Source organism: Calothrix sp. CBUCES-K 9914, from assembly GCF_059640475.1.
This window is the reverse complement of the sequence record NZ_JBXXZH010000042.1, coordinates 26,555-48,786: the sequence shown is the minus strand read 5'-3', so window position 1 is coordinate 48,786 and position 22,232 is coordinate 26,555. Positions and strand designations below refer to the sequence as shown.

At 40.2% G+C, this 22,232-nt stretch carries 18 protein-coding genes; 10 read left to right on the top strand and 8 right to left on the bottom strand.

Features of this window, described 5'->3' with window-relative positions:
• On the top strand, positions 1-182 hold a 182-nt coding region (locus AC2JBO_RS12420; RefSeq protein WP_496953959.1), incomplete at its 5' end, for a hypothetical protein.
• Positions 183-538: 356 nt separating this feature from the next.
• On the opposite strand, the gene AC2JBO_RS12415 is transcribed toward AC2JBO_RS12420, so the two are convergent.
• The 5 genes from AC2JBO_RS12415 to AC2JBO_RS12395 all read right to left on the bottom strand — a co-directional run bounded on the left by AC2JBO_RS12415 (position 539) and on the right by AC2JBO_RS12395 (position 5,016).
• Entirely contained in the window at positions 539-775 is a 237-nt protein-coding gene (locus AC2JBO_RS12415; protein WP_096690973.1) for a DUF4327 family protein, read from the bottom strand.
• 943 nt (positions 776-1,718) lie between these two features.
• Positions 1,719-2,129 (bottom strand): 30S ribosome-binding factor RbfA, encoded by a 411-nt coding sequence (gene rbfA / locus AC2JBO_RS12410; RefSeq protein ID WP_496953958.1) that lies wholly within the window; start codon positions 2,127-2,129, stop codon positions 1,719-1,721.
• An 83-nt stretch (positions 2,130-2,212) separates the two neighbouring features.
• Positions 2,213-2,419 (bottom strand): DUF751 family protein, encoded by a 207-nt coding sequence (locus tag AC2JBO_RS12405; protein ID WP_496953957.1) that lies wholly within the window; start codon positions 2,417-2,419, stop codon positions 2,213-2,215.
• 395 nt (positions 2,420-2,814) lie between these two features.
• Positions 2,815-4,026, bottom strand: a complete 1,212-nt coding sequence (locus AC2JBO_RS12400; protein WP_496953956.1) for a HetZ-related protein — start codon at positions 4,024-4,026, stop codon at positions 2,815-2,817.
• A 342-nt stretch (positions 4,027-4,368) separates the two neighbouring features.
• Positions 4,369-5,016, bottom strand: coding sequence for an L-threonylcarbamoyladenylate synthase (locus AC2JBO_RS12395; protein ID WP_496953955.1), 648 nt, complete (start codon positions 5,014-5,016; stop codon positions 4,369-4,371).
• A 286-nt stretch (positions 5,017-5,302) separates the two neighbouring features.
• Between AC2JBO_RS12395 and AC2JBO_RS12390 the strand changes: the two genes are divergently transcribed.
• Together AC2JBO_RS12390 and larC are read left to right on the top strand one after the other, a co-directional pair.
• The gene (locus tag AC2JBO_RS12390) at positions 5,303-6,343 is read left to right on the top strand and encodes an RRXRR domain-containing protein (RefSeq protein WP_496953954.1); all 1,041 of its coding nucleotides are present in this window, start codon (positions 5,303-5,305) and stop codon (positions 6,341-6,343) included.
• A gap of 66 nt (positions 6,344-6,409) precedes the next feature.
• Positions 6,410-7,702, top strand: coding sequence for a nickel pincer cofactor biosynthesis protein LarC (gene larC, locus AC2JBO_RS12385; protein ID WP_496953953.1), 1,293 nt, complete (start codon positions 6,410-6,412; stop codon positions 7,700-7,702).
• Between the two features lie 73 nt (positions 7,703-7,775).
• Here larC and AC2JBO_RS12380 read toward each other — a convergent pair whose 3' ends face one another.
• Both AC2JBO_RS12380 and AC2JBO_RS12375 read right to left on the bottom strand, forming a co-directional pair.
• The gene (locus tag AC2JBO_RS12380; protein ID WP_496953952.1) at positions 7,776-8,297 is read right to left on the bottom strand and encodes a DUF6658 family protein; all 522 of its coding nucleotides are present in this window, start codon (positions 8,295-8,297) and stop codon (positions 7,776-7,778) included.
• A gap of 76 nt (positions 8,298-8,373) precedes the next feature.
• A complete protein-coding gene (locus AC2JBO_RS12375) occupies positions 8,374-8,835 on the bottom strand; it encodes a DUF6658 family protein (protein ID WP_496953951.1) in 462 nt (153 codons plus the stop codon).
• 278 nt (positions 8,836-9,113) lie between these two features.
• Here AC2JBO_RS12375 and AC2JBO_RS12370 point away from each other — a divergent pair, with 278 nt between their 5' ends.
• Positions 9,114-10,064, top strand: a complete 951-nt coding sequence (locus AC2JBO_RS12370) for a lysylphosphatidylglycerol synthase transmembrane domain-containing protein (RefSeq protein WP_496953963.1) — start codon at positions 9,114-9,116, stop codon at positions 10,062-10,064.
• A gap of 49 nt (positions 10,065-10,113) precedes the next feature.
• Here AC2JBO_RS12370 and AC2JBO_RS12365 read toward each other — a convergent pair whose 3' ends face one another.
• Complete coding sequence (locus AC2JBO_RS12365; RefSeq protein ID WP_496953950.1) at positions 10,114-11,433, bottom strand: Sll1247 family protein; 1,320 nt, start codon at positions 11,431-11,433, stop codon at positions 10,114-10,116.
• A gap of 1,131 nt (positions 11,434-12,564) precedes the next feature.
• Between AC2JBO_RS12365 and ndhL the strand changes: the two genes are divergently transcribed.
• From ndhL to AC2JBO_RS12335, 6 genes are all read left to right on the top strand, one after another.
• Positions 12,565-12,810 (top strand): NAD(P)H-quinone oxidoreductase subunit L, encoded by a 246-nt coding sequence (gene ndhL, locus AC2JBO_RS12360; RefSeq protein WP_496953949.1) that lies wholly within the window; start codon positions 12,565-12,567, stop codon positions 12,808-12,810.
• 51 nt (positions 12,811-12,861) lie between these two features.
• Positions 12,862-13,173, top strand: coding sequence for a DUF3007 family protein (locus AC2JBO_RS12355; protein ID WP_496953948.1), 312 nt, complete (start codon positions 12,862-12,864; stop codon positions 13,171-13,173).
• A 176-nt stretch (positions 13,174-13,349) separates the two neighbouring features.
• Positions 13,350-14,147, top strand: coding sequence for a tryptophan synthase subunit alpha (gene trpA / locus AC2JBO_RS12350; RefSeq protein WP_496953947.1), 798 nt, complete (start codon positions 13,350-13,352; stop codon positions 14,145-14,147).
• A gap of 276 nt (positions 14,148-14,423) precedes the next feature.
• A complete protein-coding gene (locus AC2JBO_RS12345) occupies positions 14,424-15,077 on the top strand; it encodes a heterocyst differentiation related protein (protein ID WP_496953946.1) in 654 nt (217 codons plus the stop codon).
• 1,730 nt (positions 15,078-16,807) lie between these two features.
• Positions 16,808-17,743 carry a hypothetical protein gene (locus AC2JBO_RS12340; protein WP_496953945.1) on the top strand — a complete coding sequence of 312 codons (936 nt, stop codon included), beginning with the start codon at positions 16,808-16,810 and terminating at the stop codon, positions 17,741-17,743.
• The gene (locus tag AC2JBO_RS12335; RefSeq protein WP_496953944.1) at positions 17,740-22,164 is read left to right on the top strand and encodes a hypothetical protein; all 4,425 of its coding nucleotides are present in this window, start codon (positions 17,740-17,742) and stop codon (positions 22,162-22,164) included. The genes AC2JBO_RS12340 and AC2JBO_RS12335 overlap by 4 nt, the downstream gene beginning before the upstream one ends.
• Positions 22,165-22,232: the final 68 nt, after the last annotated feature.

The window sequence follows — 22,232 nt, the reverse complement described above, 5'->3', positions numbered from 1 at the left end:
GCACTCAGCACTCAGCACTCAGCACTCAGCACTCAGCACTCAGCACTCAGCACTCAGCACTCATAACTAAAAAAAAGGAGCAGGTGTCGATTAAGGACTGCTCCAAAAAGGTTATAAATTACTCAAGCGAAGAATTATGTCCGAAGACAGTAATTGTTATTAAATGTTTAAGATGTTTTTGAATTTGACTAATTTCCCCACTACAAAAGGGATAAATAAGGATTTAGTAATCAAACCGTATTATGTAAACTTTAAATATATAGGCTTTAAAGTTTTTTGGAAGCTTAACAGGAAACAACTTGTTTGGATTGGGAATTACTAATTATAATGACTGACGCAGCATAAACAAGCGTTTTTATGCAAAATCAATTATCTAACCAGTTGGCTCATGCGAAGAAAGCGGGTTTTTGACCTTCTCGCGCGTAAGTCTTGGTTATAAACTGAGATTTTTTGACTTTCAGCCTGTTCAACCGTGAGTTGTTTTATCTATGGTAACTAGCCTTGATCCCCAACCCAAAAAACCGAACGTTCAGATTAATTAGTCATTTTCCCATTCTTCACGACCAATTAAATCAGCAATGCGGTCTCGCAGCAGAAAATCGCATTTTTCTAACTCACACTCAATGCAAACCCATTCTCTAGCAGGAATGTACTGGCACAGGGTGTATATGGGCTGTTGTCTGCTTACAACCCCTTTCTGCACCAGGCGACGTGCTTCGTCTTGAATCACGCCGAGAGAATAGTAATTAATAGAAGGCACCGTATTCACACTCATGTCTTTATCTCACGAATTACACTTAACTAGTGTTCCCGAAATTGTACTGGAACTAACGCAGCAAAAAAATCGACCTATCGCTTGAGTTTTGTAGTTTGCTATACGGAACTATTTTCATTCTGGCGCTACATCTACTCAAATTATCTAAAGAAATGTGAAAAAAATCAATAACCCCTGACATTTATGCAGCTGACGATTTTGGTCTTGCGTGTGAGCTTCATGTTTTTACACCACTACCCGGAGGCATCGTCAAAACAGAAAGCAGCATTCTCTGTTGGAAAAGAATGCTAAAAGCGCGCATTTCCCAGCACCGCGAAAGTCTTATGGAAGGGCTGTTACGCAATATATACACGATAATTTACACCTTCAGAAAGAATTACACTTAATAATTGCTTGGCTTGGTAGAAATACACAAATTACCTGCCTAGTGATTGGTGTAATCTAGCTCTCGTCATAGATGTTAACATACACTACAAAATTTTCCAGCTTACCCACTTTTAACAGTTTTTTAAACAAAGTTTAATAATTTAATAATTTGATTGACAGTTAATTTAAGTGTTGTGTTACTGATGTCGGGATGTCAAAACAGCATCTAGATTGGGATAGCAGCATCCCTTGTCATGGCAGCGTAAACGGTAGCGTGCGTGTTCTGGGAGTTAGGTGAACAGTAGATGCAGGTGTAACTACGCGGTTATTAAGTTCAAAAGGCGACGTAGACAGGTGAGCGCAATCAAAATGATTATGCGCTTTAATCTAGACATAATATAATTACAAATTGTTAATTTACGTTACGTTTATGAAGCTAATCAATATTGCAGTGTCAAATAGTGCTGAATTTGGCCGACCTGTAAGCACAGAAAATGTTTACTCGTTGCCCACGCAAAAATAGTAGGTGCCTTCATATCGTTGTTTCGACGTTATTATCTAACGTCGAAGCAAAGGGTTATTCTTCGTCTGGTTCTTGTTCGTCTGGTTCAAGTTCAGTGGAAATATCTGTCGGACGCTCGTTGCGAATACGGTTTAAAAGTGATAGAACATTAGTACCGCGTTCAATTGAATCATCCTCAACAAACAAAACTTCTGGAGTACGACGCAACCGCACGCGCGCACCAAGTTCAGTGCGAACAAAACCGGTAGCTGATTTTAAACCTGCCATTGTTTCGGCTTTAGCTTCTTTACTTCCATAAATGGAAACAAAAATCTTAGCGTGTTGTAAGTCACCAGAGACATCAACATCTGTAACGCTGACCATTCCGGCGCCGACACGGTCATCTTTAATGTCGTTAAGCAGCATTTGACTAACTTCTCGTCTAATCAATTCTGCAACGCGCTCTACGCGGCGATTAGTTGCCATAAAATTTACTAAGCCTCCTCAAAAGAAATTAGCACTCAGCACTCAGCATTCAGCACTCAGCACTCAGCACTCAGCACTCTCAACTAAACAGCAGTTAGACCAAGCATTGCTCGCAGTGTTAAAGTCAGGAATACGAAACCACTGACTAAGATGCCGATTATAGCGACTAAAGTTACTGGACGCTTGAGTAATGGTGCTAACGGCGCCAAGAGGTTTAAGAAAATACCTAAAAGGGTTGAAATAAAGTAGCGAGGGTAGCGAGAAACGTTATCCCAAAAACCATCAAACATTTGAATTTATACTGCCTTAGTTATAGTATGTGTTTACAACAAATTTACAAGCGTACTCTCAATTGTAATACAGATGGTAACAAATTTTGACAACAGAATGTAATTGATAGGCGCATCCAGTAGAGACGCTCCGGTTCAGGAGCGTCTCTACACGTACTGAAATAATAAACCCCGGACGCTCGATAGAACCGGGGTTTATTATATATCAAAATTAAATTTAATGATTTCACTTATTTACTTAACTGAACGCTGCCGCTTTAACTTAGAAACTGGGTTTCTTAGTAGGTGACAATAATAATAACTAGAACCAGGAAAAAAGCATCAAGCTCGAAGTAGCCCATCAACTATATGTTTAACACTATAAGTTTAACAGTATCGATTTAATGTTCATCCAATTAACCTGCTTGCGCTTCGGTGTGATGACCGTTACGAATTGTCCAAGCTATTTCTAGAAGTTGAGTCCAGCGTTTTTGCAGTTGTTTGGGAGTGCATTTAACAGTTTTGGCAATAACTTGGTCATTAACCGATGCTGTTTTGAGTTGTAGAATTTGTCTTTCTTGCTCTGTAAGCTGGTTGACAAAGTTGTCCCACTGCTGCGAAGATAACCCCAATTTCTGATCAATACCAGCACCTAACCACTGATGTACTAACTGCCAGTTGTGAGTGCGAGCAAATTTCTCAACGTGATATTTAAAACGTTGTTGTAAGTAGTCGCGCTGACGGCTAGTTAAACCCAAAATACTGTCAATCTCTGGAGCAGGGAGGTCTTGAAGTTTAAGCGTCAAATAATCTATGCAATCTTTTTGACCTTGTGCTTCAAGATAGTTGATCAATTCTTGGACAACACGGTTACGTTCTGAATCTTCAGCAGGATCAAAGTTTCCTTGCGATACTAACTGCGCGCGTAGTTGTTGTACAGTTGAGTTACGTTGGTAAGCTTCAGATTCCTCGGTGCGTGAACCTTCGAGGGCAGCTTCAAAGTCAACTGTTGTTTCTAATGGCTGGCGCCGACTATAATTTTGAGCGCGTAAGATAATAAGTTGTTGGTTACAACCACCGGGTAAGTTAATTCGGCGTTTAGCATACTGCTCAGTAAATGCCATGTATTCAGCTAATTGTAACTTTGTACGTGGCGAGTAATTTTCGGCGAGTTCGTTTTCGCGACGGAAGGCCTTGATTGCTTCGATATAAAACGCTTGTAAGAAATCTTCAATCAAATTATAACGTGCATCAAATCCAAGTTGAGCGTTAGGGGTTGAAATATGGCGGTATACCATTGAACCTAAGCTACTGTGTAGTTCAACGCGACCTCTTTGAGAGCCGAGTTTATAGTAGTGCAAGCACTTTTGGATACGATGTTTTGCTAATGTTAGAAGCCAAGAATTAACTTGCCCAGAAGTTTGAATACGAGAGCTTTTATCACAAATGCGCTCAACTTCTTTAGCGATGCGTGTGGAAACAGCTTGAATGCAAGCTTCGGATGCCTTGATTTGTGGCTGAAATTCTTGAATTAGCAAATCTATCAAGCTGTTATTGTTTGCAGTGGAAAATTCAACGGAACCGTGCTGGGTTGCTGGGGAGATGTTGTTGGTGAGATTAGATTTCATGATTTTTTTCCTGGAAGATAGCACCGTAACAAGTGCGAGCGAATTTTGGGCAACAGGGCAAACTCGTTTAAGCTTGAGAGTCGCTCAACCACCGCTCACATTTATGACTGTATAAAATCTAAAAAAGTTACGGGTATCCACTTGTGTCGGTTTTTCTATACGCACCACTTTACGACTGGCACAAGGATGTCCAATACTATAGGAAATCATCTCTAATCCTTACACAGCAATACTTATACCACTGTTTACATCTGTCTATTTTTATCTGTTTGTATGTGACACTTTTAAAAGTGGCGCCAAACAGGAATTTTCATTTTAGGAAAAAAACCCTCAATCCATAATCTAAAATTCCAAATCAACACTGCCTAGTCCTTGACGCACTAGGACAGGCTCATCTCCTGTTAAATCTAAAATGGTAGATGTACCTACCGTTGGTTCCTCACCTGTATCGACTATTACATCAACTAAGTCATCTAATCGGTCAAATAATTCGGCTTGTGTAATTGGTGGTTCAAAATCTGGAGATTCATATTCATCATCATCACGTGGTAAATGCGCGCTCGTTGAGATAATTGGATTTCCTAACGCTGACAACAAGGCCGAACACACATTATGGTTAGGGACTCGAATGCCAGTAGTTTTACGTTTGGGGTTTTGTACTATTTTAGGTACTAGTTTAGTTGCAGGTAGCAAAAATGTGTACGGGCCAGGAATTAAACGCTTCATAGTTCGGTAAGCGTTGTCGCTCACAAAAGCATAAGTCGAGATATCTGAAAGGGAGGGACATAGGAATGTTAAAGGTTTGTTATTTGCTAGCTGCTTTATTTGTCTGACTCTTTCCACTGCTGATTTAGCATTCAAGTCACAACCAATGGCATAAACTGTATCTGTGGGATACAGCATAACTGCACCACGCCTTAGTTCTGCTTGTATTTGCTCTATTCCACGGGTTTGAGGGTTTTCAGGATGAATTGAAAAAATTTTTGCCATGAGTGTTTAGATATTACGTTACCTTAACAATAATCATCTACTACTAACGTCACTGACCCAAAACTTTAGTTAGGGGCTTGCGATAGAAAGGCTAACCATCTTTTAAAGGCAAGTTAAACCAGTGTCTAGCTTGCAGGTTAATAACCTGAATTGAACTGTTTGGGTATGGTAGCCCACAAGAAGTTAAGAATGCCTCCCTAGTTTTTAACCTCTCTGACAGTCAATAGCGAAGGGAAGTACACACAATTAGTAGCAATACTGATTGATTTATAATTCAATATTGACAATGTTTGTGCCAGTAGTAGATTCCAATCAAAGACCGTTAATGCCAACATCTCCGAGTAGAGCAAGGCGTTGGATCAAGCAGAAAAAAGCTACACCATTTTGGAGGAAAGGGGTATTTTGTATTCGATTAAATGTAGAACCAAGCGACAGGAATTATCAACCGATTGCAGTTGGTTTAGACCCCGGCTCAAAGCGCGAAGGATTTTCTGTTAAATCAAAAGCGCATACTTATTTAAACGTACAGACTCATGCGGTTGATTGGGTGAAAGACCATGTGGAGACACGTAGGAATATGCGACGTGCAAGAAGATCCCGCAATACTCCATGTCGGCAGAATCGTAAAAATAGATTGAGGAATAAGCCAAGACTTACACCATCAACTTTAGCTAGGTGGCAGTGGAAGTTACGTATTTGCAAATGGTTAGCATCGCTGTTTCCCGTTACTGTATTTGTAGTTGAAGACATCAAAGCTAAAACGTGGAAAAGAGCTAAAAAATGGAATAAGTCATTTAGTCCTTTAGAAGTTGGTAAAAAGTGGTTTTATTCGGAATTAGAACAACTTGCCCGACTTGAAATTAAAACAGGCAACGATACTTACGAATTACGTCAAACTTTAGGGTTGAAAAATTCTAAAAACAAACTCTCTAATAAATTTGATGCTCACTGTGTTGACTCATGGGTGCTAGCTAATTGGTATACCGATGGTCATTCAAAACCAGACAACACAAGCTTAATTGAGGTTATTCCTCTTGAGTTCCATCGTCGTCAGTTACACCGACTAAAACATCAAGAAGAGCATATTAGACCGCGCTATGGTGGAACAATTAGTGCTGGTTTTAAGCGTGGTTCGATTGTGAAGCACAAAAAATATGGTTTCTGTTATGTCGGTGGATGGCAGGAATCACCAACCAAAAAAGACCCAAACAGAAAAACAATTAGTTTGCACAGTTTGGCAACTGGAAAGAGGTTAACTCAAAACGCAAACCCTACTGATTGCAAGTTCAAGACGTATAACTCGTGGCGAACTGAAGAAACAGGATAATCCTGTTAACTCGTTTTTCCTCCCCTAACTTCAGTTAGGGGTTTCCAAACTATACCGGAGGTTTTCATGAGTAAAGTTGTTTATCTTCAATGTCCGACAGGTATTTCGGGCGATATGTGTCTAGGCGCCTTAGTAAGTTTAGGTGTTCCAATTGAGTATTTAACAGAAAAACTGAATGCGTTGGGAATTGATGGGGAGTATACTCTTAGAGCAGAATTAGTTCACCGTCACGCACAGCAAGCAACAAAAGTACACGTTGATTTAGTTGAACAACAACGGCATCACCACGGGCACCATCACGAACATCATCAAGAACATCATTTGGGGCGCCATTTGCCAGAAATTGAAGCGATGATTTTGCAGGCAGGTTTACCACCGCGCGCCCAAGCATGGAGTCTAGCAGTGTTTAGGCAGTTAGCAGTTGCAGAAGGTGATGTACATGGTGTGGCGCCAGAAAAAGTTCACTTCCACGAAGTTGGTGCAGTCGATGCAATTGTGGATATTGTAGGTACTTGTTTAGGTTTAGATTGGTTGGGTATTGATAATGATGATATTGGTTTACCTTTACTATATTGTTCGCCGTTACCTACGGGTGGGGGAACTGTTAAGGCAGCACATGGACTAATGACTGTACCTGTTCCTGCGGTATTGAAGTTATGGGAAGCGCGCTCTTGCCCTGTTTATAGTAATGGTATTGAAAAAGAATTAGTCACTCCAACAGGTGCAGCGATAGTAACGACTCTTGCAAAGCAATTTGGCACCTCCCCAGCTATGACTATCAAACAAGTAGGGCTTGGTGCAGGAAATATGAATTTACCTATTTCAAATATTTTACAAGCTTGGTTAGGTTTATTAAGCTCCGAATCAAATCAAGACCAAACTAATGATAATAGTCCTTACGTTGAAACAATCTCAGTTCTGGAAACACAAATCGATGATTTAAATCCACAAGCAATAGGCTATATTTATGATACATTATTGGCTGCTGGTGCGCTAGATGTGTTTACTCAGTATATCGGCATGAAAAAATCGCGTCCAGGTATTTTATTAACTGTAATTTCTCATCAGGACAAGATGCAGCAAGTTCAAGAAATTATATTTCGCGAAACTACTACTTTAGGTATTCGCGTCTCTACACAACAACGTAGTACTTTACGACGCGAGCTTGTTGCAGTAGAAACTGAATATGGAACGGTTAATGTTAAAATTGCGTGGCTTGGGCAAGGAGCAGATAAGGTTATAAGTAATATTCAGCCTGAGTACGAAGATTGTGCTTCTTTAGCAAGACAATATAATATTCCTTGGCGCGAAGTTCAACGTGTTGCTTTGCAAACTTGGCATCTGAAGAATGAAAGATAAAAAGAGATAATATAAATCCCCCTAAAGGGGGATACACTCTGTATTAAGTTGTATTCGTTTTTACGAATCCAGTCTAGCTTCTGCCGGCATTTTTAATACCTTCGATTGGATTTCCAACTGTCTTTTCAGCTTGTTCAGCCGCATAGTCAGGGGCTTCCTGGGCATTATTTTTAATGTTTTTTAAGCCCTTCTTAGCAGATTTTCCAAAACTACTTGCTTCGTCCTGTACCTTATCTTTTACAGACGAGGCTTTATCTTGAATCTTTTCTCCCAGTTTGTCGGCATCTCTTGCGACACGGCGAGCATTTCTACCGGCATCAGACGAGCTTCTTTTGATATTTTCTTCAGCTTGACGCTTGAGTGCTGCTGCTCGATCTTCTACATTTCCGAGTGCGCGCGCATCTCTATCGCTAAAGTTATTGATTCCGCCTTCGTATTCGTTAATAGCACCCGCGTCTTTTGGTGCATAATATTCGGACTTCTCTCCGGCATTAGGTTTTGTTGTCGCAGCAAGGGAAGTACTTACGCTTGTAAAGAATAGAAACATGCCTATTACTATAACAGCTAAAACCTTCAACGGACGCAACTTTTTCATCGTATGGTTCCTCTCTATTTGAACTTTCGATATTTGGATGATTATTTGGAAATGGTTGGAAGTAGCTTTTAAGCTTCTATGAACGGGAACCTAGATTTGGCTGTAATTCTGGTCTAGCTCCAGCTTCAGAACCTTTATCCTTTAAAAATGCTGATGCATCTTCAACTGATTCTTTCACAGTTTCAATGCGGTCTTTGATACGCTCACCTACGTTTTCTTCGCGTTGAATTAAACCACCTGGTTTTGGTTGATTAAAATCTTTTTCGGTGATGATTGGCATTGAAGCTTCTTTTTCTGCCCGACCTTGTGGAGTTTCAGCACCAGGGTACAATAATTCGTTCTCACGACTTGCTACTCGTTGCGAATCGGTCTTTAAGCTAGCTTCAGAGCGACTTTGTACTGGTTGGCTATTAGGATTAGTAGCTTGCTTCTCGGCTGAAGCACAAGCAGTTGTTACCATCAACAATAAACTGAAGAGTGTAACAGTTAGAATTTTACGCAAGCGAACTTGCTTGATTCTTGAAAATAAGGTTTTCACTTAGCCCTCCTTCGATTTAAGATTGCTCAAGGAAATAGCGATTCGCACGGGTATTTCTGCACGACATCCGCTGCTGCTTATAGCTTTGAGCTAGCTGCAACACTTCACAATATAGAAATATAAATTGGCTTGTGTCCTCTAACGAAAGTCTAATCATTATTAACCGTTAGAGTGATATATTATAACTAAATAGATATATAGGCATTGACTAAAAATGAACTTTTGAGTCTCTGAGCGCATCTTAAGTAATATCAGAATGTGTAGGAAAAATTATGCCTATGTTAAAACGGATACTGCGCTGGTTAATTTTGGGTGGAACGTTATTTTTTTTGGCGAAAGCTTTAAAAGATAATTGGTACTCGGTAATGGCTACTCGTATTGATGAAGTGGGATGGGCTATACTCAGTATTGCAACAGGGGTAACTTTACTCGCACATACTTGGGCAGGTTTAGTATGGACTTGGGTGTTGAAAGAATTAAAGGCGCCTGTTCCAACTTTACATTTTATCCAGGTTTATCTCAAAACTAACGTCGCTAAATATTTGCCAGGTAACGTTTGGCATTATTGGGGAAGAATTGTTGCCGCAAGTCGCGCGGGGGTTCCGAATTCAGTAGCAACTTTGAGTGTAGTTCTCGAACCTCTACTAATGGCTGCTGCTGCTTCAATTATTACTGTTTTATTCGGCTACGAGTTTACTGTACTTACTCCCAGTATCGGTTTGCGAATACTACAATTTATAGGTTTAATCGCGGTGCTTTGTTGTTTTCATCCCCGCTTACTCAATCGTGTCCTACGTTTATTACAAAAGCTGAAGTTTAAAAAAACTAAATATTCTGATACCGAGACTACAGAAACTTCTACTGAATCTACAACTAGTTTTTATTTGCAGCGTTATCCATTAAAACCGTTGTTAGGAGAACTTGCCTTTTTAGTATTGCGCGCGTCGGGATTTATCCTAACTATATACGCTCTTGCTCCTATACGATTAGAACAGCTGCCTTTACTGCTGGGTACATTTAGTCTTGCTTGGTTACTCGGACTTGTTACACCTGGATCCCCTGGTGGTTTGGGAGTTTTTGAAGCAACTGCAATAGCTCTATTACAATCTCATTTTCCCAGCGCATTAGTAATAAGTGCTGTTGCTTTATACCGTTTAATCAGCATTATCGCTGAAACTGCTGGTGCTGCTTTTGCGGTCATTGATGAACGAATAACGATTGATTTTTAATGTGGAGACGTGATTAATCCCTACGGGAAAACCTCCGGTTTACACGTCTCTAAGTTTTTAATTGCGAGAAGACTCGATAGGCATCTAATTCATCATCTTGCTGTGTAATTTTATTTTGTTCCATCATAATTAAATTATACTCAACATTTTCTGCATAAATAGCAAAAGTAATATTGAATATCTCAATAAAATTAATTACCCACTTACACTCATCTTCAGGATACTGATCATAGTAGCGGATTAAATCAGCAATCCGCATTTCTAAATGACTACGTGAATGTTTTGAAACCAAGACAATTTTTAGTAGCGTAACCACTAAAGTTAATGGATTTCCTTTTGAGAGCAACATGATAAATAGTACCGAAGGTTCGCGTCCGTTTTCAGTTGTTAAACAATCAATAATTTTATTACACGTTCTTAAGATAAAATCTTTATTGATAGTGCGTTCATGATATTCTTGTTTCCATGCATCTAGTTTTTCGGCTAATTGTTGCTTGAGAGTTTCTACAAAATCTTGCTGTTGAACTGCAAATATTAAATATTTTTGTAAACTTGTTTTAAAATTACCAAATGTTTGATTTTGTGTCTGCTTCACAAAAATGTTGGCAATATTTTCATAGCTAAAAACACCCTTTCTTAACACTATCGTTTTAATTAATCTTAGGACATTATCTCCCAGGATAGTTGGATTTCGATAGCGTGTGGTGGTGGCAATAGAAAAATTTGTTTGTGATTGCGCACGCGCAATATACATTGCTAGCTCAAATTTATACTTTTCTTTTAAAACCTTACAAAGTTTTCTAGCAGCTTCTCTCTGCTCTTTGGGATTTTCATCTTTCAAAGATTGAGATAGCAGTAGATATGAACTATAGCGTGTAACCCAATGTCCTTTGACGGGTTGGTCGTGACGGTGGGTAAACAACTGTAATTCTTGGTAATCAGTACTTTTAATAAAATTCTCTAACCAAGTCCGAGCTATTTTTATTTTAGAAGGAGTAGTTGGTGTAATACGAATTTCATAATTACCTAATATATCAACCAAATTGCAAATATATTTAATTCTTCTAGTACTCTCCCAATTATTAATCAAAATATAGCAGCAACGCTTGATAGTGTTGCGAAACTCTTGTTCGTTATGTTCCAAAAAAACAAGATACAACCCCAAAGAAGACTTTGAGGTTTCCGAGTCTAGGCAATCGATAAATGAACGCTTGAAAACTTGTAAAACTTCCTCTGGTTGCCAGCTTTTTACAATTCGCAGTAAAAAACTGTACAGCTTTTCTTGAGTGTTCTGTAGTTTTAGAAGTTTATCCTTCGATTTCGCAAGATCTCGATTACCCTGACCATGTGGCAAGCTATTTACGGTCATTGCAGTACCCAAGACCAATAGTCCTCAGTTCACCTTGTTTACAGCTTAACCTTGCTCTATGCGAGTATCAATCTATCTTTCCCAGAATATTTATTCTTTTTACAGAAAATTAATAAACGACCCAATTTGTATGTAATTACATTGAACTTTTTTTTAGTCACTACTGATAATATTATGTTGCAAATAGTATTATTTTCACCATAAATACACTTAGGGAACGGTGCCAAATTCCTAGAGGATAAGTTGGATACGAATATATCCTCTAGGAAAATCACTAACTATGGCGCCTAAATTCCTAGAGGATAAGTCACATACAAATATATCCTCTAGGAAAATCGCAAACGATGACACTTTCGTTTTAGTAGTCGATTTATAGGCGCCATTCGTTCAACGTAGGATAAGCTGCATACAAATAGTCCTCTAGGAAAACTATAATCATGGTGAGATTTGTTCCTAGAGGATAAGTGTATCTAATATTATGTTGTAGGTTAACACCCAAGAAGATGGGGGCGGAGGGACTTGAACCCTCACGACCGTTTAAGGTCAACGGATTTTCATCCTTTTGTAGCTTTCACTACTACCGACTGTAAATCAACTGAAGGTTTTAAGGATTGGACTCTCCCTTTACCCTCGGCTTTACGTTAGGGTAGCTCCCGTCGAGTCTCTGCACCTTCCGAAAAGTTAGGGTAGAGACGCAATTAATTGCGTCTGTACGAGGAACGGAGTTAAAATACTCAGCACTCAGCACTTTATTACTCATCACTTTTTTGGCTTGGCTCAGGATTGCCGTATCTGTGAGATTTAGGTTTCCCTGAATTTGAGAGCTTACACTTGAAGGATTTCTCACAACAAGGCTCAGTTGTCTAAGTCCGTAGCGTCTACCATTCCGCCACGCCCCCGCAATTTGCATTTGGGAGTTACTTGTATGTGGTGGCAGGCGTTAACTGCCCCCTGATATATTTGAGCATCAATTATGTGATTTGTCCAACATTTTTGGAAAAAAATTTGAAAAAGTTTTGGAATCAGCATTTTTTAGCCTATGGCGCCGCAAAAATCAATCAAACTGTACTAGGCGTAAGTCAAGGTAAAAGCCTATGATGGAAATAGTGCGCTAAATCAATAATGCTCAATATGACAGAAGTTTTATCCTCTTTATCCTCAATCCAAATTGTGCCTCTGCTATATCTAGCTTTGGCTGGAGCTTATCTCCTAGTACTGCCCTTAATAATTGTGTACTATATGAAGTTTCGCTGGTACTCGGTAAGCTCGTTTGAGCGCGGATTTATGTACTTTTTGGTGTTTCTCTTTCTTCCAGGATTGCTCGTTTTGTCTCCTTTCCTGAATTTTCGACCCAAGCGGCGCCAAATTCCTGCTTAAACAGCATTAAAAAGCATAAAATATCTTATTCGGTAGGTCATTTACAACTTTATGCGACGTATAGACGCGATTGGGATTATATTGGGCGTTTTTTTAGCCGGTGGTTTAGGATACCTTTTATTTCAACAGGTTGGCTTTGATAGTCAATCTGCTGGTATTTGGACTCAAGCTGTGCTAGTCGTCGGTTTGATTGGTTGGCTTGTTACTTACCTGAGACGCGCGGTAAGTAACAACATGACCTACCATGAACAGCGTCAACGATACGAAGATGCCTTTTTTGAAAAACGTCTTGCTGAACTCACACCCGAAGAACTAGAAAAAATCCAAGCCGAAATCGAACAAGAAAAGCAATCTCAAAATTAAAAAACTCTCTTCGCTCTGTAGAGACGCGAGGAACCGGAGCGTCTCTACTGCGTCTCTGCTGCGTCTCTGTGGTAAAAATATATACTAAATAAGCAAGCCAATAGTAAATTGATTGACTAACTACCATAAACAACTGAGGATTAACTATTAGCTGTTAAAGATTGACTTATTAACGAATGACTGCTATTTCAGATTGCTTCCAAAATTTGGCTAAAACTAATTCCTGTGCCTTTATTCCGTTTATTACTGCAGGAGACCCAGATTTACAAACGACTGCTCAAGCTTTAGAGGTTCTTGACCAAAACGGTGCCGATATCATTGAGTTGGGTGTTCCGTACTCTGACCCATTAGCGGACGGACCTGTTATTCAGGCAGCAGCAACGCGAGCGCTCGCGAATGGGACTACATTTGTATCAGTGTTAGAGATGTTAAAGGCGACGATACCAAAAATTCAGGCGCCAATAGTTTTATTCAATTATTACAACCAGATTTTAAATCGTGGTATTGATAATTTCCTTGAACAAATAAAATCAGCTGGTGTTGCGGGGTTAGTAGTTCCAGATTTACCACTCGAAGAAGCTGATAGCCTACTCTCACCCGCTGCTGCTATGGATATTGATGTTATTTTACTTGTGGCGCCGACTAGTTCAGAAGACCGCATTCAAGCTATTGCTCGTGCGTCACAGGGTTTTATATATTTGGTTAGCGTTACAGGAGTTACAGGAGTTCGTAACACAATTGAAACACGAGTATCAGATTTAATTGGTCAGATTCGCGCAGTTAGCGACAAACCAATTGGTGTTGGCTTCGGAATTTCACAAGTTGAACAAGCAAGTCTTGTCAAAAACTGGGGTGCTGATGCGGTAATAGTTGGCAGTGCAATCGTTAAACGTCTAGCAACTGGAACACCAGAACTAGGTTTAAAGTCGATTGGTGAATTTACCCACAGTCTCAAACAAGCAATCCGCTCTTAGTTCATAAATAATTCAAATACTTATGGAAGTGTGTTGCCCGGAAACTTGATTATAAAAAGTGTTAAGAGTAACTGGAGCATTACCCTACGTAGTAGACAATTTAACAGTTATCGTCTTGAATATATAAAGCGTATACGAGACGATTAGCTACTACCGAAGGGCGCCATGTATCATGATTCGGGTGTCATCATATAGTTGATTGAGGTATAAGTGTATGAGTGTGAGAGTGTATAGGTTACTAATGAATATATTTACATCGCTAGAGGGGTTAGCGCGATGAGTGAAAGCATGGCATTTATTGGCGGAGTAGCAGTCGCTGGATTAGCTGCTTTAGTTCTACTCAAAGGAACTGGCGCCCCAGCTACTACAAGTTTCGTCGCTCCGCAAATCCAAACGCCGATGGTGGCGCCGCAAGTAATGCCGCAGCAAAATCCATACGGCTATCCCGGACAAGGAGTTGCACAAAATCCTGTACCAATTGCTCCAAATGATCCACAGCGTCTTGTAGAGTCAGAGCGCATGAAAATGCAACTCGATACTCTCCAGCGCGACAATGACCGACTCAAAAATGAAAATCAACAACTCAACACCCAACTTCTAGCTTTCAGTAATGCTCAACAACAACGAGCATTCCAAGACCAACAAAATCAACAGCGAGCAGCTGCACTTCAGCAAGCTCAAACTCCCTGGTGGTCTTCTGGTATTATTTGGGCTGTTGGCGGTATGGCTTTAACAGTTGGCGGTGGTATAGTCGTAGCCGGCGTATCCAGCTTGTTCTCACAAAAACCACGTCCAGTTCGTACTGTTCAAGTAGTGCATCCGTATACAGGCCCGACTCCACCACTTGCTCCTACCCGACGCGCGGAGTTCCTACCTCCACGCAATGAAGCCAGACGAGTCGAAACTCACGAGTATGACGATGCTTATTAGGCATTGTTAAGAACTTTGAAGACAAATAATGGTGATGGGACAATAATATTAGTGCTAAGTACAAAAGTTTTGGCGTATCACTAGTTTTATTAGTCCCTTTTGATTTTTCAATTTACTGGCAACGGATGATAAACAGATGTAACGGATAAGTTATTGGTTACAAACAAAACCTATTGGTCTGTGTCATTAATTCTGGTGTGTTGTAGCATAGGCGTCCCGCCTGTGCGTCCGGTCAGGCGAGACGCCTAACCTACCAGAACTATTGACACGAACTACTAGCTATTTAAGATCAACTATCCGTTACATCTGTTCTATCCGTTGCGAAAATTTAGCGAAACCATAACTTTAAGTCTATTAAAGTGAGTCCTACGTGAAGTCGTTACAAGTTGAGGGGACACTTTTTTAACTGGCACTGAGTATAAAGAACTAGCTTAAATCTGAATATTTATATAACTTTGTATTAATTCTTACCTTGCGCTCAACTCAATTTAATTGATAGATTTAGCGCTTTTTCAAAAACTATAGTATTACCTTATACTTACTATTGAATATACTGAGAAGCTCTATCTAATAGTTTTCTTATCTAGTTTGTGATGAATATAGCTAATAATTTATCAAAGATTCATAAAAACGAGAAAGTTGTTTTATAAAAAATAACAAAATTATGATACCCTATAAAAAGGTTAAAAATAACCCTTCCCTGAGACGGCGTAGAGGATAGTTATCAATTAAATGCGACAGTAGCGTAAATCTGCGTTTGTCGTTTCAAAAGTATTTATATATCTCTTAGTACTTATCAAAGCTAATTTCTTACAGCTTTATATATATCTATGGGTATGAAGTATAAAAAAAAACATATACCTCTAAAGATGTATATACGGACAGAATTGCACGTGAGAAGATAAGAAAAAATACTTAACAATTTTTTTCTACCCTGATTGCTAGTTGGTAATTTGTGGGTAATATTACTGAAGTGTTACTAAGAGCTTTTAGGGTTCGGTTGCATCGACTAAAATATCGTAACTTTGATTCATCCTCCATGAGTTCTAGGTAGCAGCAGATATCATGATTAATCATGGCTAATGTATGCGTGAATATGTTTTCCTCTTGGGAACATAATAATCGCCTTAGCAGTCTGCGTTTTTGGCGCCCGTTGCACTCATTGAAGTTCCCCATCCTCACACAAAAATCACAGCAAGCTTGTTCATAAGCTTTGCAAAATTTCATAGGTCAAAGCAGCGATTACTTCTTTTTGTGAAGTTTATATGTTGCTGAATTAGAGCGCAAATTTGTACAAAGTTGATTCAATTCAACTGGAGTACATCACGACTTGCTAATGAAAATTGTTAGCCACCGATAGAGTTATCTATACATTGTTAATTATTGTGTACTTGAAAAAAAAGTGCAAATATGCCTCAAATGAGGCTGAAATGCCATGAAAATACGAGAAAAATAACATGAAATAATGATGAAGATACTGGCTAGGATTACGAAGACTGATTGTGAAGAGGATAAACGTTTGCTAATATGCTCTAACTAGAAAAATAAATACAAAGATTAAACAATCACAGGAAAAATGATTTTTGACTGAGCATAACTTGTTTTATGATCAACAATTTTTGCTGAACTCCCTCATGAGTACAGGTTTGATAACAATAATCGGGCTGATGATTTCTAAAATTCAAGCCCACTTTTAAGTAAAACCGATTCCTATTAGTTGATGCCTAACAATGACATCTATATTTTCGTGGTTGAGGCGTAAGCACCTCTTTATTCCCATTTTTGCATTCAGTATATTTGCTAACGGTATAATACCTGGTTCTGCTCAAACAGAAATACCTAACACTGCACGTGTGGGTGCGGATAATATTCCGGAAAGACCAGGTGGTAGGGTTGTTGACTCTAACCAAGTAGTGGTTAGGGCAGGTCAAGCTGCGCTAGAGATTATTAAAACTGGAGACCGAGCAGCGGCAGAGCCAGGTGATACTGTTATTTATCGTCTTGCAATTAGAAACACAGGTAGAGCGGTAGCAAGAAATATCACAGTCACAGACAGGCTACCGTTAGGGTTGTTATTTATTCGCAGGTCTATACGAGGCACCATTGGCGACCGAGTAGTACAAGTAAATATCAGTAGCGGTACTACGGGTACAGTAACAATCAGTACACCAGAAGAACTTCAACCGAACCAGTCGTTGAATGTTTCTTATGCAGTCGAAGTAACTCCAGATGCTGTGCGTGGAAACGGTAGAAACCTTGCACAAGCGCGCGCTGGAAACCTCACGAGTAATCAAGCAAGTCATACGTTGCGTATACGTAGCGGTATCGTTTCAGACTGCGGCACAATTATCGGGCGCGTGTTTGTCGATAAAAACTTTGATGGAGAGCAACAACGTAACGAGCCAGGAGTGCCAAACGCTGTAATCTATATGGATGATGGTAATCGAATTGTCACTGACGCGAACGGAATGTACTCATTAGCAAACGTTGTATCTGGCTATCGGTCGGCAACGCTTGATTTAACGAGCTTACCAGGCTATGCTCTAGCACCAAATAACTACTTTATCGAAAGAAACAGCCAGTCACGGATGATTCGATTGGCACCAGGAAGTATGGCACGAGTTAATTTTGCAGTCACTCCAGCGTTTTCAGAGGGTAAACGATGAAAACACAATTAGAAAAAAACATACCTGATCAGTCTCACCTAAATTGTTCTGATTGTCAAAGGGGACAGACCCCACACACAGAACATAATCCAAGTGCTAAAGGTACTTCAGTTTTAATGGCTCTACGTTTAGCTTCGTCAGTCAAAAGTAATGCTGTAAGCACTGCATTTCTGATCTTCGTTGTACCTTCGCTTTTTGCCGCCAAGATATTTGTACCATTATCAGCGCAGGCAGCAACGCTGAATCCTGTACCGAGCGAAGTTAACCGAGATAGACTACTTATTGCTGAAGCGGAAGAAGGGACAACACCCGCGAGTGGACAACTCAACACGACGAACTTCGCAAATCCCACATTCACTAATCCTATAGTTCCTTCTTCTAGCCCAACTCTAACAAATCCGGAGACTTCTCCACAAAATCCCAATCAAACACAATCTACACCACAACAACTCGGTCAAGGAACTGAGACCACCACCCCAACAGCTTTACCCCAAGGAATTACTGCTCAAAAAATTAAGTTAGATATTGCTCCTGCTGGAGACCCAAGAACGCAAGCTGATGGACGTTCAACGATTAAGTTACGTGGGACTCTAACTGACGAAAAAGGTCAGCCGATTTTAGGTGATGTAGTTATAACATTAACCACAAGCGCCGGTAAATTTGTTGGCGCCGACCAAAGTCGTGACCAAGATGGTTTTCAAGTAATCGCGCGCGATGGGGAATTCACTGCTACGCTGCAATCAGATATAAAACCACAACAGGTTCGTGTTCGAGCAGCAGTTGACAAAATCAAAGTTAGAAATTCTTCACGTTTTTCTCCCAGAGTTGACCAACTTGATCCGAGAATAGTTGGACCACGTGGGGATGAACCATTTCCACAAGCGAACGACACCACAATACTAAATAACACGATTGATTCGCCGTTAGAAGCTTATACGCAAGTCGAGTTTGTAACTTTTTTACGTCCTTCCCTCGCTACAGGTATCATCAACTTACGAATTGGTGCGGGTGGTACTGATTACTGGGGTAGCTTTAGTGATTTTCTTAACCCTGGAAAAATAGATAATGGAACAACGGTAGACTTTAAAGCTTCGGTGTTCGCAACGGGTAAAGTTGGCGAATGGTTATTTACTGGAGCATTTAATAGTTATCGTCCGATAAATCAGGACTGCGAAGGCAGAAACAGACTTTTTGGTAGTACTCAGTTTTGCGAACAGCAATATCCTGTTTACGGTGATAGTTCGACGATGACTCCAACTACACCGTCTATCGATAGTGTTTATGCTCGCTTTGAACGGACTCCTTCAATACCAGGCGCCGAACCTGATTATTTGATGTGGGGTGACTATAATACTGAAGAATTCTCGCGCATCTCACAGTTATATACAGCTACAACTCGACAACTGCACGGTTTGAAGTTGAACTACAACTTCGGTGCTTTGCAAGTCACGGGGATGTACGCGAATAATATCGAAGGTTTTCAACGTGATACTTTTGTTCCTAATGGTACGAGTGGAAATTACTTCTTATCGCGGCGCCTACTTGTACCAGGAAGTGAAACTGTTTATGTAGAGGCTGAGGAAATTAACCGTCCAGGTACAGTAGTTGAACGACAACCATTGTATCGAGACTTGGATTACGAAATCGACTACGACCGAGGTACATTACTATTCCGGCGCCCAATATTAGCAACTGATTTAAACCCGTTTGGTACAACTTTGGTAAGAAAAGTAGTTGTATCCTACCAAAACGAAGGTGGTCAAGGCTCTAGTCTTTATGCAGGAAGAGTTCAATATAACTTCTCAAATGATTTGCAGCGAAAATCATTCTTAGCAGGTAGTTATTTGCGTGAAGACCAAGGAGACAATCAATTTGAACTATATGGTGCCGACTTTTTAGTATCGCTTGGCAATGTCGGTAAGATTGTCGGGGAAATCGCGCGTTCAAATAGCGATTTGCTGACAGGACAGAACGTCAACGGTAATGCGTACAGATTTGAAGCAAACGTAAATTTAGGTGAAAGAGTTCTAGGTGAAGGTTATTATCGAGCAGTAGAACCGGATTTTGTCAACAATGCGACAACCAGTTTTTCACCTGGACAGACTCGTTACGGAGCATCGGTACTAGCTAGAGCAACTGAAACTACTACGTTCCGGTTTTCTTATGACTTTGAAGAGAACTATGGTACTGCTCCGGGTAGAGTTGTAGACTTCTTTGATTTGTTTGATCCCCAACCGCAGTCACGTCCAGGTACACAAGTTAGTAATAAACTGCGAACTTTGCGCGCGGGAATATTACAACGCTTTGGTACAAATCGTTTGAGTCCAGAAGCGAGTTTGGAATATGTAAATCGTGACCGTCAAGATCGGGTAAATAATACTCTGAGTGGTAATGCAGATCAACTAGTATCACGATTAAAAGTACCTCTGGGAGAATCACTTTTATTCCAAGCACAGAACGAACAAAATATTGGTGGCAATGACCCCCTATATCCAAACCGAACAACGTTGGGATTAGATTGGAAAGCATATCAAGGTGTGACATTTCGATTAGCGCATCAATTTTATGACAGTAGCGCATTACTTAGAGGAAACTCAATAACAACTTTCGACACCATACTCGACCATAAGTTCTCTGAAAATACGGCAATTACAGGGCGTTATTCTGTACTGAATGCTTATAACGGACTTCAAGGACAAGGCGCCGTTGGTTTGAATAATAAATGGGCAATTGCTCCTGGGTTGCGATTATCACTTGGTTATGAATACGTTTTCAGCAATCTTTTCGGCGCCACTGCCGCTGGTCCTCGCTACGAGCAATACTACACAGTTGGACAAACCGCATCTTCCCTAGGACTATTTTCTGGTTCTGTTTATAGCGTCGGTCTTGACTATACTGATAATCCCAATTTCCAAGCTAGCACCCGATTTGAATATCGCGATGGTAATGAAAACAATAACCTCGTGATTTCTGCAGCGGCTGCTGGTAAGATTACTCCCGCGTTAACGGGGTTAATTAGATATCAACAAGCAGGTGAAGCTAACGTATTTTTACCGTCCGGTTCGAGTGTTACCGATACTGGTGGCATCAGATTACAAGGTCTTGGTGATACTGCTAACTTGAGAATTGGTTTAGCGTATCGCGACCCTACAAACGATAAATTTAACGGTTTACTCAAATATGAATGGCGCCAAAATTACGACTCAATACCCGAAACACAACTCGTAGGTTCGACAGTAACAGGTCATGTGTTCTCAGCGGAAGGAATTTACGCACCAAACTGGCGCTGGGAATTTTTTGGAAAATTCGCACTTCGTAACGGTGTAACCTTTGCTTCGGGCGATAGATTTGATGGAACGGCGAAATTAGCCCAACTCCGTGCCACATATCGTTTAGGTTATCGCACTGACTTAGCTGTAGAAGGACGTTGGATTGGTCAAGATTCAAACAGTAATAACGGCTATACAGAATATGGTTTCGCGGTTGAAAGCGGTTACTATTTAACACCCGATTTACGGTTAGCAGCAGGTTACAGTTTTGGTAGCGTTGAAGTTAATGGCGATAGAGACTTTACTGGTTATCGTTCCGAAGGTGGCTTATATGTAAATATCAGCTTGAAACTCAACGAACTTTTAGGTGGATTCGGGCTACAAAAACCTGTACCAAAACAACAGCAAGAATCTACAGTTCAACCAGTTTCAGCGGCGCCACAAACACCCCCAAATCCATTCCCAGCTAACCCTAGTAACGAAACTCAACCTCAACAACAAACTACACCACAAAATCAAATCCAACAACCAACTCCAACAGAACCAACGCCAACACCCGGTAATCAGTCAAGTACACAAACTCAAGTTGAGTCAAACACACAAAATATACAGTCGAATCAAACTCAACAAACATCAACTCCTGATACTCCACTTCAACAAGCACCTTTACAGGAAACTGTTCCTAATAAAACAGATTCTTTATTACCTTCCAAACAAAGTGAGTTGAAACAGCCAACAGATGTTGAATCTTTTGTGAATCAGCGTACTTTTGGATTTGATACTAATCATACTAATACTGTTTCGTCACAGGAACAAATATCGTTTAACCAACCTCAAGAAGTCGCTGCGGGTGTTGAGTTTACGAGTGAAAATGGATGGTACACAACAGAGGATATTAATAGTCTAAATAGTCGAGATATCCATTTAGAAGAACAAAATGTACTTTCTTACCCCACAAAGTCGGAAAATCAACGAAGAATTCAACCCCTACAACCATTAAGGATATCGGGGCAACAACAGCTTCTAGACAAACTTAAAAAGCATATGAGAGCGTCAATTGACTTCAATCAGTCAGTAAACGCTGCTACTGTTCAAGGTGTAGAGGAGAGGAGTAAGAGTAAACAACCCGCCACTGACTCCCTGGGGTTATAGTGGGGGCTTTTAAAAAGCCCAGTTTACCAGCCTCAGTAACAACTACGTTCTTTACGTCACGACACCCA

Coding starts and splice junctions, on each gene's coding strand:
- AC2JBO_RS12415 (WP_096690973.1), bottom strand. CDS start 775: ATGAGTGTGAATACGGTGCCTTCTATTAATTACTATTCTCTCGGCGTG.
- rbfA (WP_496953958.1), bottom strand. CDS start 2,129: ATGGCAACTAATCGCCGCGTAGAGCGCGTTGCAGAATTGATTAGACGA.
- AC2JBO_RS12405 (WP_496953957.1), bottom strand. CDS start 2,419: ATGTTTGATGGTTTTTGGGATAACGTTTCTCGCTACCCTCGCTACTTT.
- AC2JBO_RS12400 (WP_496953956.1), bottom strand. CDS start 4,026: ATGAAATCTAATCTCACCAACAACATCTCCCCAGCAACCCAGCACGGT.
- AC2JBO_RS12395 (WP_496953955.1), bottom strand. CDS start 5,016: ATGGCAAAAATTTTTTCAATTCATCCTGAAAACCCTCAAACCCGTGGA.
- AC2JBO_RS12390 (WP_496953954.1), top strand. CDS start 5,303: ATGTTTGTGCCAGTAGTAGATTCCAATCAAAGACCGTTAATGCCAACA.
- larC (WP_496953953.1), top strand. CDS start 6,410: ATGAGTAAAGTTGTTTATCTTCAATGTCCGACAGGTATTTCGGGCGAT.
- AC2JBO_RS12380 (WP_496953952.1), bottom strand. CDS start 8,297: ATGAAAAAGTTGCGTCCGTTGAAGGTTTTAGCTGTTATAGTAATAGGC.
- AC2JBO_RS12370 (WP_496953963.1), top strand. CDS start 9,114: ATGTTAAAACGGATACTGCGCTGGTTAATTTTGGGTGGAACGTTATTT.
- AC2JBO_RS12365 (WP_496953950.1), bottom strand. CDS start 11,433: ATGACCGTAAATAGCTTGCCACATGGTCAGGGTAATCGAGATCTTGCG.
- ndhL (WP_496953949.1), top strand. CDS start 12,565: ATGACAGAAGTTTTATCCTCTTTATCCTCAATCCAAATTGTGCCTCTG.
- AC2JBO_RS12355 (WP_496953948.1), top strand. CDS start 12,862: ATGCGACGTATAGACGCGATTGGGATTATATTGGGCGTTTTTTTAGCC.
- trpA (WP_496953947.1), top strand. CDS start 13,350: ATGACTGCTATTTCAGATTGCTTCCAAAATTTGGCTAAAACTAATTCC.
- AC2JBO_RS12345 (WP_496953946.1), top strand. CDS start 14,424: ATGAGTGAAAGCATGGCATTTATTGGCGGAGTAGCAGTCGCTGGATTA.
- AC2JBO_RS12340 (WP_496953945.1), top strand. CDS start 16,808: ATGACATCTATATTTTCGTGGTTGAGGCGTAAGCACCTCTTTATTCCC.
- AC2JBO_RS12335 (WP_496953944.1), top strand. CDS start 17,740: ATGAAAACACAATTAGAAAAAAACATACCTGATCAGTCTCACCTAAAT.